The organism is Acidovorax sp. FW305-C-20-28 (assembly GCF_058783375.1).
Genome location: NZ_JBYSYM010000019.1, coordinates 115,154 through 128,706, shown reverse-complemented (window position 1 = coordinate 128,706; position 13,553 = coordinate 115,154). Strand labels below are relative to the sequence as shown.

The 13,553-nt window shown below is 70.0% G+C and carries 12 protein-coding genes; 1 reads left to right on the top strand and 11 read right to left on the bottom strand.

Going from position 1 to position 13,553, the window contains the following annotated elements; translation table 11 throughout:
• Position 1 precedes the first annotated feature (1 nt).
• Positions 2-358, bottom strand: a complete 357-nt coding sequence (locus tag AC3WOH_RS21390; RefSeq protein WP_184858567.1) for a DUF4212 domain-containing protein — start codon at positions 356-358, stop codon at positions 2-4.
• A gap of 46 nt (positions 359-404) precedes the next feature.
• Entirely contained in the window at positions 405-2,798 is a 2,394-nt protein-coding gene (gene ppsA / locus AC3WOH_RS21385) for a phosphoenolpyruvate synthase (protein WP_492231338.1), read from the bottom strand.
• A gap of 220 nt (positions 2,799-3,018) precedes the next feature.
• On the opposite strand from ppsA, the gene ppsR reads away from it, so the two are divergent.
• Entirely contained in the window at positions 3,019-3,840 is an 822-nt protein-coding gene (gene ppsR / locus AC3WOH_RS21380; RefSeq protein WP_184858563.1) for a posphoenolpyruvate synthetase regulatory kinase/phosphorylase PpsR, read from the top strand.
• A gap of 8 nt (positions 3,841-3,848) precedes the next feature.
• Here the strand turns inward: ppsR and AC3WOH_RS21375 are convergent, their stop codons facing one another.
• The 9 genes from AC3WOH_RS21375 to AC3WOH_RS21335 all read right to left on the bottom strand — a co-directional run bounded on the left by AC3WOH_RS21375 (position 3,849) and on the right by AC3WOH_RS21335 (position 13,552).
• Positions 3,849-4,409 carry a DUF4303 domain-containing protein gene (locus AC3WOH_RS21375; RefSeq protein ID WP_492231337.1) on the bottom strand — a complete coding sequence of 187 codons (561 nt, stop codon included), beginning with the start codon at positions 4,407-4,409 and terminating at the stop codon, positions 3,849-3,851.
• A gap of 100 nt (positions 4,410-4,509) precedes the next feature.
• Positions 4,510-4,899: a hypothetical protein gene (locus tag AC3WOH_RS21370; protein ID WP_492231336.1), complete on the bottom strand. Its 390-nt coding sequence runs from the start codon at positions 4,897-4,899 to the stop codon at positions 4,510-4,512.
• A 41-nt stretch (positions 4,900-4,940) separates the two neighbouring features.
• Complete coding sequence (locus tag AC3WOH_RS21365; protein ID WP_492231335.1) at positions 4,941-8,060, bottom strand: efflux RND transporter permease subunit; 3,120 nt, start codon at positions 8,058-8,060, stop codon at positions 4,941-4,943.
• A gap of 13 nt (positions 8,061-8,073) precedes the next feature.
• Positions 8,074-9,183, bottom strand: coding sequence for an efflux RND transporter periplasmic adaptor subunit (locus AC3WOH_RS21360; protein ID WP_492231334.1), 1,110 nt, complete (start codon positions 9,181-9,183; stop codon positions 8,074-8,076).
• Positions 9,180-9,728 (bottom strand): hypothetical protein, encoded by a 549-nt coding sequence (locus tag AC3WOH_RS21355; RefSeq protein WP_492231333.1) that lies wholly within the window; start codon positions 9,726-9,728, stop codon positions 9,180-9,182. The genes AC3WOH_RS21360 and AC3WOH_RS21355 overlap by 4 nt, the downstream gene beginning before the upstream one ends.
• Before the next feature lie 40 nt (positions 9,729-9,768).
• Positions 9,769-11,031 (bottom strand): TolC family protein, encoded by a 1,263-nt coding sequence (locus AC3WOH_RS21350; protein ID WP_492231332.1) that lies wholly within the window; start codon positions 11,029-11,031, stop codon positions 9,769-9,771.
• A 145-nt stretch (positions 11,032-11,176) separates the two neighbouring features.
• Positions 11,177-11,557 carry a hypothetical protein gene (locus AC3WOH_RS21345; RefSeq protein ID WP_492231331.1) on the bottom strand — a complete coding sequence of 127 codons (381 nt, stop codon included), beginning with the start codon at positions 11,555-11,557 and terminating at the stop codon, positions 11,177-11,179.
• A 112-nt stretch (positions 11,558-11,669) separates the two neighbouring features.
• Positions 11,670-12,482 carry a heme ABC transporter ATP-binding protein gene (locus tag AC3WOH_RS21340; protein ID WP_492231330.1) on the bottom strand — a complete coding sequence of 271 codons (813 nt, stop codon included), beginning with the start codon at positions 12,480-12,482 and terminating at the stop codon, positions 11,670-11,672.
• Entirely contained in the window at positions 12,479-13,552 is a 1,074-nt protein-coding gene (locus tag AC3WOH_RS21335; RefSeq protein WP_492231356.1) for a FecCD family ABC transporter permease, read from the bottom strand. The genes AC3WOH_RS21340 and AC3WOH_RS21335 overlap by 4 nt, the downstream gene beginning before the upstream one ends.
• Position 13,553: the final 1 nt, after the last annotated feature.

The following is a 13,553-nucleotide window of genomic DNA, read 5'->3' as shown; positions in this document are numbered from 1 at the left end:
GTCAGGCCGCGTCGGCGGGGGGTTTGGCGCCCGCCAGGGGCTCGGCCTCCAGCGCCAGGCGGCGCTGTTCATCCTGGCGCTCGAAGCGGTTCATGGCCCAGGCATAGACCACCACGATGCCGATGAACACCAGCACCGCGCCCTGGGCCTCGATCCAGTAGCCCAGCGGCCAGCCACCGGCCATGAGGAACTGCAGGTCGCGCGCGAAATAGGTGGCCACGAAGGACACCAGCACCCAGATCAGCAGCAGCCCGGCCTTGAGCCAGAGGTGGCGCACATCGTGCAGGTCGGGCGGAAACGGTCCGGCGAGTTCGGGCTCGGCGGACTTCACGGGGGAGCGTGGCAGCAGCAGGGACATGGGGTCAGCCAGGGGGCGGCATCGGTCCAGGTCCCTGCACCAGGCCTCAGCCCGCGGCCAGCTGCTGCCAGGTGGCCATCACGCTGTCGGGGTTCAGCGAGATCGAGGAGATGCCCTCGGCGGCCAGCCACTGCGCGAAGTCGGGGTGGTCGCTGGGGCCCTGGCCGCAGATGCCGATGTACTTGCCCTGGGCCAGGCAGGCCTTGATGGCCTGGTGGATCAACGCCAGCACGGCAGGGTCGCGCTCGTCGAAGTCCTGGGCCAGCAGTTCCAGGCCCGAATCGCGGTCCAGGCCCAGCGAGAGCTGGGTCAGGTCGTTGGAACCGATGGAGAAGCCGTCGAAGAATTCGAGGAAGCGCTCGGCCAGGATGGCGTTGCTCGGCACCTCGCACATCATGATGACCTTGAGCTCGTCCTTGCCGCGCTGCAGGCCATGCTGGGCCAGCAATTGCGTGACGCGCTCGGCCTGGCCCAGCGTGCGCACGAAGGGCACCATCACCTGCACATTGGTCAGACCCATGTCGTTGCGCACGCGCTTGAGCGCTTCGCACTCCATGGCGAAGGCTTCGCCGAAGTCGGCGCTCAGGTAGCGCGCCGCGCCGCGGAAGCCCAGCATGGGGTTTTCTTCCTCGGGCTCGTAGCGGCTGCCGCCGATGAGCTTCCTGTACTCGTTGCTCTTGAAGTCCGACAGGCGCACGATGACCGGCTTGGGGTAGAAGGCCGCGGCGATGGTGGCCACGCCTTCGGCGACCTTGTCCACGTAGAAGGCACGGGGGCTGGCATGGCCGCGGGCCACCGATTCCACGGCCTTCTTGAGGTCGGCATCGATCTGCGGGTAGTCCAGGATGGCCTTGGGGTGCACGCCGATGTTGTTGTTGATGATGAACTCCAGCCGCGCCAGGCCCACGCCCTCGTTGGGCAGCTGGCAGAAGTCGAAGGCGAGCTGGGGGTTGCCCACGTTCATCATGATCTTGGTCTTGATGCTCGGCATCTCGCCGCGCTGCACTTCCGTGACCTCGGTTTCCAACAGGCCGTCATAGATCTGGCCGGTGTCGCCCTCGGCGCAGCTCACGGTAACCAGGGTGCCGTCCTTCAGGCGCTCGGTCGCATCACCGCAGCCCACCACGGCCGGGATGCCCAGCTCGCGCGCGATGATGGCCGCGTGGCAGGTGCGCCCGCCGCGGTTGGTGACGATGGCGCTGGCGCGTTTCATCACCGGCTCCCAGTTGGGGTCGGTCATGTCGGTCACGAGCACATCGCCGGGCTGGACCTTGTCCATCTCGGAGATGCTGTGCACCAGGCGCACGGGGCCGGTGCCGATCTTCTGGCCAATGGCGCGGCCCTCGGCCAGCACGGTGCCCTGGCCCTTGAGCTTGTAGCGCATCTCGGCCTGGCCCTTGGACTGGCTCTTCACCGTCTCGGGGCGGGCCTGCAGGATGTAGAGCAGGCCGTCGGTGCCGTCCTTGCCCCATTCGATGTCCATGGGGCGGCCATAGTGCTGCTCGATCACCAGCGCGTAGTGCGCCAGCTGCTGCACGTCGGCATCGCTCAGCGAATAGCGGTTGCGCTGCTCGGTGGGCACATCGGTGGTCTTGACCAGCTTGCCCGAGGCGGCCTTTTCCTCGGCCGAGGAGAACACCATCTGCACCAGCTTGCTGCCCAGGTTGCGGCGGATCACGGCCTTCTTGCCGGCCTTGAGCATGGGCTTGTGCACGTAGAACTCGTCGGGGTTCACGGCGCCCTGCACCACGGTCTCGCCCAGGCCGTAGCTGCTGGTGATGAAGACGACTTCATCAAAGCCCGATTCGGTGTCGATGGTGAACATCACGCCCGCAGCGCCCAGGTCGGAGCGCACCATGCGCTGCACGCCGGCCGACAGGGCCACCACGTCGTGCGCGAAGCCCTTGTGCACGCGGTAGGAGATGGCGCGGTCGTTGTACAGGGAGGCGAACACCTCCTTCATCTTGTGCAGCACGTCCTCGATGCCCACCACGTTCAGGAAGGTCTCCTGCTGGCCGGCGAACGAGGCGTCGGGCAGGTCCTCGGCCGTGGCGGACGAGCGCACGGCAAAGCTGGCCTGCGGGTTGCCGGCGGACAGGGTGGCGAAGGCATCGCCGATGGCCTTTTGCAGATCGGCCGGGAAGGGCTGGGCCTCGACCATGGCGCGGATTTCGGCACCCACGCGGGCCAGGGCACGCACATCCTCGGTGTCCAGGCTCGCCAGCTTGGCGCTGATCTTGTCGGCCAGGCCATCGTGGGCCAGGAACTGGCGGAAGGCATGGGCCGTGGTGGCAAAGCCGGTCGGGACGCGCACGCCCTCGGGCAGTTGGGAGATCATCTCGCCGAGGGAGGCGTTTTTACCGCCCACCGACTCGACGTCGGTCATTCTCAGGTTTTCAAACGGTACGACCAGGGCGGTCGGGCTGAAAAGTGCAGACATGGGAAAGCTCCAGAAGTTGAAACCGGGTCGTCTGCGCGCCCGCCCCTTCCAAGGGGCACCGTGGGGCGAGCGGCCATGCACGGGCGCTTGGGGCTTTGTCGTTGTGGTTGTGGGCCGACGGCGTGCATGGTGGAGAAATTTGGATAATTGACACAATTGTAGGCCTGCCGCGCCCAAAGCAGGTTGACATCGTGTTGACACACCCAAAGGCCCCCCTCCCATGCACACGCGCACCGTATTCTTTGTCTCCGACGGCACCGGCATCACCGCAGAGACTTTTGGCAACGCCATCCTGGCCCAGTTCGAGATGAAGCCGCGCCACGTGCGCCTGCCCTTCATCGACAGCGTGGACAAGGCCCACCAGACCGTGCGGCAGATCAACCACACGGCCGAGATCGAGGGCAAGAAGCCCATCGTCTTCACCACCCTGGTGAACATGGAGGTGCTGCGCGTCATCCAGGAAGGCTGCAAGGGCATGCTGCTCGACATGTTCGGCACCTTCGTGCACCCGCTGGAAGACGAACTGGGCATCAAGTCGCACCACCGCGTGGGCCGTTTCTCCGACGTAAGCCGCAGCAAGGAGTACACCGACCGCATCGAGGCCATCAACTTCAGCCTGGCGCACGACGACGGCCAGAGCAACCGCGACCTGGTGAACGCCGACGTGATCCTGGTCGGCGTGAGCCGCAGCGGCAAGACCCCCACCAGCCTCTACCTGGCCATGCAGTACGGCATGAAGGCCGCCAACTACCCGCTGATCCCCGAGGATTTCGAGCGCCGCCAGTTGCCGCCCGCGCTGGAGCCGCACCGCAAGAAGATTTTCGGCCTGACCATCCAGCCCGAGCGCCTGTCCGAGATCCGCAACGAGCGCCGGCCCAACTCCAAGTACGCCGACCTGGTCAACTGCCGCAACGAGGTGGCCGACGCCGAGGCCATGATGCGCCGCGCCGGCATCCGCTGGCTGTCGACCACCACCAAGTCGATCGAGGAGATCGCGACGACCATCCTGCAGGAGATCCGGCCGGAACGCCTGGAATACTGATCTGACGGCTAACCCCAGGTATCCGTCCAGGCCTTGAACCGGGCCGCCACGGCCGGCGGGTTCAGGCGCGCCACCCACTGGTTCAGCAGCTCGGCAGGCTCGTCGCCGTCCGACACGGCCACCTGCAGCATCAGCGATTCCCGGGCAAAGGCCGGGTCTTCGCGGCGCAGCTGCTCCAGCACCTGGAGCAGGGTTTCGAGCAGTTGGGTGCGGAACGCGGTGAAGGCCGCATCACCATCCGCGTCCGGCAGCGCCAGCACATGGTCGGCCACCCGGGTGCACAGCCCGTTGAAGGCGGCGTTGGCGCCCTCGCCCTCCAGGGGCCATTCCGCGGAACTGTAGCGGTAGTAGTCGGCATCGTCCGGGTGGCGCATGGTGAGCGCTTGCACCTGGCCCTCGGTCACCATGGCCGGGCAGACGGTCATGGCGCCATCGTCGGTGTAGAGCGTGAAGGCGCACACGGGGTCGTGCGGGCCGCAGCGCTCGGAGATCTCGGCCAGGGCGGCGCGGCTGGCCTGGGCAATGCCCTCGGCCAGCGCGGCGAAATCGAAGTCGGCGGAAGCAGGCATGCCGGCATGGTAGGCCAGGCATGCGCCGCACGCAGCCCATGCCGGCGCATCGGGCGCCACTTTCGTGACGGATTGCGCGCCGGCGGGCGTGGGTGCCTGCTTACTTCAGCGCAAAGCGCACGTTCGCAGGCTTCTTGCCCGGCAGGGTCACCAGGGCCACGACCTTGGTGCCGGCTGCCACCTTGAACGTGCCCTTGGCTTCGAGCTTGCCCTCGCCCGCGGGCGTCAGCACGGCCTCGGACTTCTCCGTACCGCTCAGCAGCGTGAGCTTGGCGCTCACGCCCTGCGCGCTGGCCGGCTTGCCGTGGTCGCGCAGGTGCAGGGTGATCACGTCGGGCCGTGCCACGAGTTCGTAGTCCATGTCGTGGGTGCCGGCCACGATGCCGCCGTGCTGCGGCTTGTGGTCGTCGCCATGGCTGTGGTCGCCGGCCGCGAAGGCGGCGCCCGAAACGGCCAGCGCCAGCGCGGCCAGGAGATGCTTGCTTGTCATGGATGTCCTTTCATGGGGTTGCGGGAACAGGGAAAACATGGTCAGAAGGCCTCGGCGTTCTTGTCGTTCAGCAGGCGCTCGGCGTCGCGGCGGCCGAACAGCCAGAACAGGGCCGGGGTGAGAAAGGTGTCGAGCAGGGTCGAGCTGATCAGGCCCGAGAAGATAACCACCGCCACGGGGTGCAGGATCTCGGTGCCCGGGCGCTCGGCCTCGAGCAACAGCGGTGCCAGTGCAAACGCGGTGACCAGGGCCGTCATGAGCACGGGGGAGAGGCGCTCCAGCGAGCCGCGCACGATCATCGCGGTGTCGAAGTTCTCGCCCTCCACACGCATCAGGTTCAGGTAGTGGCTGACCTTCAGGATGCCGTTGCGCACCGAGATGCCCGCCAGCGTGATGAAGCCGATCAGCGCCGCCACCGACAGCGGCTGGCCCGAGATCCACAGGCCCAGCACGGCCCCCACCAGCGCCAGCGGGATGTTGGCCATGATGAGTGCCGACAGCGTGGCCGAGCGGTAGCGCGTGTACAGCACCACGAACATCAGCACCAGCGAGACGATGGCCAGCATGCCCACCAGGCGGCTGGCCTCTTCCTGCGCCTGGAACTGGCCGCCCAGGGTGATGAAGTAGCCGTCGGGCAGGCGCGTCTCGCCCACCACCTTGCGGATGTCGGCCACCACGTCGGACAGCGCCCTGCCCTGCGCATTGGCCGACAGCACGATGCGGCGCTTGCCATCGTCGCGGCTGATCTGGTTGGGGCCGTCGCCGTCCTCGATGCTGGCCAGGCGCGACAGCGGCACCCGCCCGCGCGGCGTCTCGATCATGATCTGCGCCAGGCCATCGAGCGAGCGCGCACTCTCGGGCAGGCGAACCACCAGCGCAAAGCGCCGGCTGCCTTCGACGATCTGCGTGAGCTTCTCGCCTTCCACCAGCCCTTGCAGCGTGGCCAGCACCTGCGCCGCGGGCACGCCGTACTGGGCGGCTGCGGCGTGGTCCACGCGCACGGTGATCTGCGGCGCCAGCACCTGCTTTTCCACCTCCAGGTCGGCCAGGCCGTCGATGGTGGCCAGGCGCGCGCGCAGCGCATCGGCCTGGCCGCGCAGGGTATCGAGGTCCTCGCCGAAGAGCTTGATCGCGATCTGCGAGCGCACGCCCGAAAGCATGTGGTCGATGCGGTGCGAGATCGGCTGGCCGATGGCGATGGCCGCCGGCATCTGCGCCAGCCGGCTGCGGATGTCGGCCTGCACCTCGCCCATGCTGCGTTTCAGTTCGCTCGCGGGCAGCAGGCCCACGTCGAGCTCGCTCACGTGCACGCCCTCGGCATGTTCGTCGAGCTCGGCGCGGCCACTGCGCCGGCCCACGTGCGTGACCTCGGGCACCTGGCGCACCAGCACCTCGGCCTGGCTGGCCAGCAGGGTCGATTCGGCCAGCGTCACGCCCGGGTTCAGGCGCATGCCGATGAGCAGCGTGCCTTCATTGAACGGCGGCAGGAAGGTGGTCGGAAAGAACGGCACCGCCGCCACCGACAGCACCACCGCCACCGCGCTCACGGCCATGGCGATGCGCGGGCGTGCCAGCACCCGGCCGAGCCCGCCGCGGTAGCGCGCCTTGAGCCAGGCCACCACGCGCGTGTCCCCATGGTCCAGGTTCTTCATGCGCGGCAGCAGGTAGAAGGCCAGCACCGGCGTGACCGTGACCGATACCAGCAGCGAGGCCAGCGTGGAGACGATGAAGGCAATGCCCAGCGGCACGAACAGCCGCCCCTCGATGCCCGGCAGCGCGAACAGCGGCAGGAACACCAGCACGATGATGGCCGTGGCGTAGAGGATGCCCGAGCGCACTTCCATCGACGCGAGCTTGACCACCTCCAGCGGGTGCAGCCGGTGCTGCGGGTGCCGGGCGCGGTCCATCTTCAGGCGGCGCAGCACGTTCTCCACGTCCACCACCGCATCGTCCACCAGGCCGCCGATGGCAATGGCCAGGCCGCCCAGCGTCATGGTGTTGATGGACAGGCCGAAGTACTTGAACACCAGGGCCGTGATGAAGATCGACACCGGGATGGCCGTGAGCGCAATCACCGTGGGCCGGAGCGTGCCCAGGAACACGAACAGGATCACCGCCACGAACACCGAGGCGCCGATGAGCTTGCCCTGCAAGGTAGTGACCGAGGCCTCGATGAAGCTGGCCTGGCGGAAGGTGACGCGCGGCGCCTCCATGCCCGCGGGCAGCGACTTCTTCAGATCGACCAGCGCCGCCTCGATGCTGCGCGTGAGCGCAATGGTGTCGGCCGTGGGCTGCTTCTGGATACCGAGGATCACGGCCGGCTTGCCCTCGAAGCCCGCATCGCCGCGCTTGAGTGCGGCGGCGAATGTCACCTCGGCCACCTGGCGCAGCAGCACGGGCTGGCCGTTCTTTGCGGTGAGGGCCAGGTTCTGCAGGTCCGAAAGCCGCGAGGTGCGGCCCAGGTGGCGAATCAGGTATTCACGCCCGTTGAGCTCCAGGAAGCCGCCCGAGGTGTTGCTGGAGAAGCCCTTGAGCGCCCCCGTGAGCTGGTCGTGCGTGATGCCCAGCTCGGCCATGCGCTCCGTCTGCGGCTGCACCTGGAACTGGCGCACCTCGCCGCCGATGGAAATCACCTGGGCCACGCCGGCAATGGCCAGCAGGCGCGGGCGCAGCACCCAGTCGGCGTACTCGCGCACGGCCATGGGCGTGGTGCGCTGCACGTCGATGGGTATCGCCACCTGCATGATCTCGCCCATGATGGAGCTGATGGGGCCCATGCGCGGCGTCACGCCGACGGGCAGGCCCTCCTCCATGGAGGACAGGCGCTCGGACACCATCTGCCGTGCGCGGAAGATGTCCACGCTCCAGTCGAAGGTGACGTAGATGAAGGACAGGCCCGCGCTGGAGGTGGAACGCACGCTCTCCACGCCGGGCAGGCCGTTCATCGTCGTCTCCAGCGGGAAGGTGATGAGCTGCTCCACCTCTTCGGCGGCCATGCCGCCGGCCTCGGTCATCAGCGTGACGGTGGGCTTGTTGAGGTCGGGGAACACGTCCACCGGGGTGCGCGAGAGCGTGAAGGCGCCATAGGCCATGAGCACGCCGGCCGCGATGAGCACCAGCAGCCGATTGACCAGGCTGCTTTCGAGTAGCCACTTGAACATGGTGGTGGCTCCCTCAGCGGACCTGGTTGATCAGCGTGGCGCCCTGCGTGGCCACGCGGTCACCCGCCTTGAGGCCCGAGGTCACGGCCACCGAGGTGCCATCGAGCGGCACATGGGTGACCACACGCGGCACGAAGCGCTCGGGCGACTCCTTGACCCAGACGATGGTCTGGTTCGCGGGGTTGCGCAGCAGCGCGGCGACCGGCACCTGCACGCCGGCCGCCTGCTCGGTGGACTGCACGAACACGCGCACGGGCTGGCCCAGGGCCAGGGTGCCCAGCACCGCCGAGTCGCCGGCAAACTGCAGCGGCAGCGCCTGCTCGCGCAGGCTGCGCGCCGCGCCCAGAAAGCGCAGCGGCACGCGCTGCCCGCCCACGGCCAGCGCGGCACCGGCCACGCTGTGGGCCTGGGCCGTGTCATAGGCCAGGGCCTCGACGCGCAGGCGCGCGGGGTCCACCACCTCGAACACCAGTTCGCGCGCATCCACCACCTGGCCGGCCACGGCGTTGGCCGAGGCGATCACGCCCGAGACCGGTGCCAGCAGCGCATCGCGCGTGGACAGGCCGGCCCCCACCGCGCCCAGGCGCTGCGTGAAGCTCTGCAGCTCGCTCTCGGCCGCCTCGATCTCCTTGCGCGGCACGGTGTCGGCCAGCTCTTTGAGCCGCGCCACGCGCCGTGCCGCCAGGTCGCGCGAGGCACGCAGCTCGGCCTGCTGGGCCAGTTGGTTGGAGCGCTCGATGGCACCCGCCGTGGGCACCACATAGGCCAGCACCTCGCCCTTGCGCACCGCCTGGCCCACGCCGGGCAGGCCCTTGGGCCCGGCCTCCAGGCGGCCGGCCAGGGCCGCCTGCACCTTGCCGCCGGCATTCGGGTCCATGACCACGGTGCCCGCCAGCTCGAAGGCCTTGGCGTGCCGGCCCTCGGCCGCCACCAGGGTGCGCACGCCCAGTTGGCGCTGCGCGGGCTTGGGCAAGAAGACGCTGCCATCGGGCTGGCGCTTGGGGCCGTTGCCATCGGCGGCTGCAGGCGCATCGCCATGGTCATGGCCTTCTCCCGCGGCCACGGAGAGCGGAGCCCACAGGGCTGCCGCCGCCAGCATGGCGGCAATCATGGTGCGCTTCATGCTGCACCTCCCACGCGGGCGGCGCGGCCACGCCGCAGGCCCCACACGGCGGCCAGCGCCGCCAGCACGGCAGCGACGGCACCTGCCACCCAGACCTTGCGCGGGCCTGCCGGCTCGGCATGGGCATGCACGGCGGCATGCACGTCGATCTCGCCAGCCAGCAGGTCGGTCTCGGCGCCGGCCACCACGGTGGCCGTGACAGGGCTCACGCCCTCGGCCAGGGGGGCGGCCAGGGCGGCCTGGAATTCGCCATCGGCCACGCGGGTCACGGGCACGCGCGTGCCCGCGATGTCAAGCTCGAGCTGCGCCTCCTTCACGGGGCTGTTGTCGCCCGCGTGGTCAAGGTAGAGCGCGAGCTTTTGCCCATCGAGCACGCCAACCAGTTCGAACAGGTCCGACGTGGCGGCAAAGCGCGGCAGCGCAGGGCCGGATGCGGCAGCGGGGGCTTCGCCATGGTCATGGCCTTCGCCGGCCAGGGCCCATGAGGGTGCGAGACCCAGCACCAGGGCCAGGCCCAGTGCGGAAAGAAAGGAGGGGAATTGCATGGTGTTCAGAAAAATGGGGGGAGAAAGGGGCTGCGGGCGCTCACTGCGGCAACAGGCCCAGGGCCTGGCGCAGGCTGGAGATGGCGGCGGCCGCATCGATGCGGGCCCGCGCGAGCTGGCGTTCGGCCTGCACGGCATCGAGTTCCACGCGCAGGCGCGTGGGCCAGTCGGCTTCGCCCAGGCGAAAGGCCTTGTCGATGAAACCCCTTGTGTCGCGCGCCAGGGCGGCATGGCGCTCCATGGCCTCGCGCTGGCGCTTCATCGACTGGACACGGGCCGTGGCCGCAGCCACCTCGGCGGCCAGCCGGTCCTGCTCCACGCGCACGCGGGCCTCGGCGTCCAGCGCGTCGGCCCGTGCAGCGGTCTCCTTCGCACGCGCGCGGTCGCCGCCGCCCAGGGGAATGCGCACGCCCAGCGTGAAGCTTTGCGCATAGCGTTCGCCTGACTGCTCGCGCGCCCGCGTGGCCGCCACGGTCAGCTCGGGGTTGGCCCGGGTCTGCACGGCCGCCAGGTCGGCGCTGCGGCGCGCCACCTCGGCCTGGTCCTGCCAATCCGCCACGGCGGGGTGGTCGGCGGGCAGCCCGGCGGCGGGCCAGGCCTCGGGTTCGGCGCCATCGGCCTGGACCACGGCACCGCCCCACACCGCCAGCGCAGCCTGCGCGGCATCGCGCGCGCCCGTGGCTTCGGCCACGGCGGCCTCGGCCTGGGCCACGGCGCCATCGGCCTGGGTCTGGTCGGCACGCGACATGTCACCGGCCTTGAAGCGCCGCGCCACATCGGCCGCAAGCTGCTGCGCGCTGTGCAGACGGTCCTGGGCCAGTCCCAGTTCCGCCTGGGCCCGCTGTAAGGCCCACCAGGCCTCGCGCACGGTGGCCGCCAACTGCAGCTGCGCGGCCAGGCGGCGGCTTTCCACGGCCTTGAGCTCGGCATCGCCCAGCGCCGCCTTGCGGGCGCGCTCACCGGGCAGCCACAGCGGCAGGGCCACGCCCACCTCGTATTCGCGGCTGCCCTGGTTGCTGCCGGGGCGGTCGCTCTTGCGCGACAGTTCCAGCGCGGCGGGCTCGGCCGTCCAGGCGTCGGCACCGCTGCGCGCGGCCTGCGCGGACTCGCGCCGCAGCGCGGCCGACTGCGCCTCGGGCTGGCGTTCCCAGGCGCGCTCGAACAGGGCCTTGAGCGTGGTCGGCGGCGGTGGCGGTGGGGGCGGCGACTGGGCCAGCGCGGCACTGCCGCCCAGTGCCCACGCCAGGGCCACGGCCGCCATGCGCCGCCGTGGGGTGTGGTTCGTTTCTCTCGTTCGTTGCATCCGATTCCTCTGCAGTGGCCGGGGGCCACGGGGTTGAAATCGGCAAGGCACGACACCGGGCGCGCACGCACATGCGCACCGCTACTGCCCGGCAGGGCAGCGTGGAATCGTCAGGAAAGGGGCCGCCCGCAGCCCGCCTCGCCGTTCAGGCGAGGAGGTGCCAGTTGGGGCGTTCGGGCCGGGAAAGGGGAGGATGCACCCAGGCCGGTGCCATCTGGGGCGCAGGGCGGCCCACCGACACCACGATGGCCTGCGCACTGGCGCTCAGCGCCATGCCACTGCCCGCGCCGTGGCAGGCATGGCAGTCCATGTCCGCCCCGCCGGAGGTCGTCAGGGCCTTGTGGTCGGGCGTCTCGCTCGCCTGCGAGGGGGCGGCATGCCCGTCATCGGCCTGGTGCTCGTGCACATGGTGGCCGAAATGCGAGGCCTGCGGCGCTGCCTCGTGCCCGCAGTACGGCGATGCCGCGGCCCAGATGGACTGGAGCGGCATGAACAGCAGCAGAAAGACAAGCAGCAGGCGGCGCATGGTGTGCGCGCATTCTAGTGACAAGATGGCGCGGCGCAGCATGCGCCGGCACGCATATCCCCATGGCCCCAAGGGCAAGGCCCGGCAAGATGACACAATCGTCATCTGCGCATCACCCGGCCGCCACCAGGAACTGCGCCACACCGTCGCTGGCGCGCACCTCGGAGCATTGCACGCCCCATACGCGCGCAATGGCAGCGGCGTCCAGGATCTCGCCCGTGGGGCCTACGTCGCAGCGCCCTGCCCCCATCAGCACCACGTCGTGCGCATAGCGCAGCGCCAGGTTCAAGTCGTGCAGCACCGCCACCACGCCGATGCCCTGCTCCACCGCCCAGCGGCGCACCAGGGCCATGGCCTGGTGCTGGTGCGCCAGGTCGAGCGCCGCGGTGGGTTCGTCGAGCAGCAGCCAGCGCGTGGCGCCGTCGGGCAAGGGCTCCCAGATCTGTGCCAGGGCCCGGGCCAGATGCGCACGCGCGCGCTCGCCGCCCGAGAGGGTGTTCACGCCGCGCAGCGCCAGATGCGCCACGCCCGTGGCCTCCATGGCATCGTGGGCGATGCGCGCCTCCTGCCGGCTGGGAGTTTGCCGGTGGGGAAAGCGCCCCATCTCCACCACCTCCTGCACCGTGAAGTCGAAGGCCACCGCCGTCTCCTGCGGCAGCACCGCGCGCAGGCGCGCCAGTTCCGGCGCGACAATGGCCGAGAGCGCTCGGCCCCCCAGGCTCACAGCACCCGAGCGCGGTGCGCGCTGGCCCGAGAGCATGGACAGCAGCGTGGACTTGCCCGCCCCGTTGGGCCCGAGGATGGCCGTGAAGCGGCCCGGTGCGAGCTGCGCATGCACGGTGGCCAGCAGTGGCCTGCCCGGCAGGCCCACCCCCAGCTGATCGCACACCAGAGGATCGCCGGGATGGAGCGAGGCCGCGTTCATACCTTGCTCCTGAACTGGCGCAGCATGGCCAGGAACAGCGGCACGCCGATGAAGGCCGTGAGCACACCGAGGGGCAGCTCCGCCGGTTTGACGATGGTGCGCGCCACCACGTCGGCCACCAGCACCAGCGTGGCGCCCAGCAGGGCCGAGCAGGGCAGCACCACGCGGTGGTCCGGCCCGGCCACCAGGCGCACCCAGTGCGGCGCCACCAGGCCGATGAAACCGATGATGCCCGTGGCTGCGGTCACCGCCCCCACGGCCAGCGCCGTCACCAGCACGGCCAGGCGCTTGGTGCGCTCCACCGGCACACCCAGCAGCGCGGCCTGCGCCTCGCCCAGGGCAATGGCATTGAGCGGCCGCGCCAGTGCCAGGCCCAGGCCGCAGGCCACGGTCACGATGGCCCCCACCAGGGCCACGGCGCTCCAGCGGGCGCCACCCAGGCTGCCCAAGAGCCACATCTGGATGTTGCGCAACTGCTCGTCGGTGGAAATGAAATTGAGGTAGCCCAGGCCCGCCAGCGCCAGCGCATTCACGGCCACGCCGGCCAATAGCATGAGCCCCATGCGCGTGCCACCATCGGCCTGCGCCAGGCCGTAGATCAGCGCCGTGACGACCATGCCACCGCCGAAGGCCATCGCCACCAGGGGCCAACTGCCCAGAGTGCGCGGCAGATCGGGCAGCCAATGCATGCCCAGCACAATGGTCAGCGCCGCGGCCAGCGCGGCCCCGCTGCTCACGCCGATCAGGCCGGGGTCGGCCAGCGGGTTGCGGAACAGGCCCTGCATCAGCGCACCCGCCAGGCCCAGGCCTGCGCCCGCGGCCACGCCCATCAGCAGGCGCGGCAGGCGGATGTTGACGAACACCAGGTACTCGGGCGCGTTCTCGGGCGCGGGCACAGCGCCCACGGCCTGCAGCAGCACCTGCCACAGCTGGGTGCCCGTGATCGCATAGGCGCCCTGGGTGCTGGCCCAGACGAAGGCCGCAGCCACCAGCGCCAGGCCCAGGGCCAGTGCGCTGCGGGGGCTCAGGCGCCCAGGAACCCACCGTGCGCCAGGCGGTGCCGCCACCAGT

What these genes read in the sequence shown, in the direction of transcription:
- AC3WOH_RS21360 (WP_492231334.1), bottom strand. Translation starts at nt 9,183, where the DNA reads ATGAAGCGCACCATGATTGCCGCCATGCTGGCGGCGGCAGCCCTGTGG.
- AC3WOH_RS21370 (WP_492231336.1), bottom strand. Translation starts at nt 4,899, where the DNA reads ATGACAAGCAAGCATCTCCTGGCCGCGCTGGCGCTGGCCGTTTCGGGC.
- AC3WOH_RS21375 (WP_492231337.1), bottom strand. Translation starts at nt 4,409, where the DNA reads ATGCCTGCTTCCGCCGACTTCGATTTCGCCGCGCTGGCCGAGGGCATT.
- AC3WOH_RS21365 (WP_492231335.1), bottom strand. Translation starts at nt 8,060, where the DNA reads ATGTTCAAGTGGCTACTCGAAAGCAGCCTGGTCAATCGGCTGCTGGTG.
- AC3WOH_RS21345 (WP_492231331.1), bottom strand. Translation starts at nt 11,557, where the DNA reads ATGCGCCGCCTGCTGCTTGTCTTTCTGCTGCTGTTCATGCCGCTCCAG.
- ppsA (WP_492231338.1), bottom strand. Translation starts at nt 2,798, where the DNA reads ATGTCTGCACTTTTCAGCCCGACCGCCCTGGTCGTACCGTTTGAAAAC.
- AC3WOH_RS21355 (WP_492231333.1), bottom strand. Translation starts at nt 9,728, where the DNA reads ATGCAATTCCCCTCCTTTCTTTCCGCACTGGGCCTGGCCCTGGTGCTG.
- AC3WOH_RS21390 (WP_184858567.1), bottom strand. Translation starts at nt 358, where the DNA reads ATGTCCCTGCTGCTGCCACGCTCCCCCGTGAAGTCCGCCGAGCCCGAA.
- AC3WOH_RS21350 (WP_492231332.1), bottom strand. Translation starts at nt 11,031, where the DNA reads ATGCAACGAACGAGAGAAACGAACCACACCCCACGGCGGCGCATGGCG.
- ppsR (WP_184858563.1), top strand. Translation starts at nt 3,019, where the DNA reads ATGCACACGCGCACCGTATTCTTTGTCTCCGACGGCACCGGCATCACC.
- AC3WOH_RS21340 (WP_492231330.1), bottom strand. Translation starts at nt 12,482, where the DNA reads ATGAACGCGGCCTCGCTCCATCCCGGCGATCCTCTGGTGTGCGATCAG.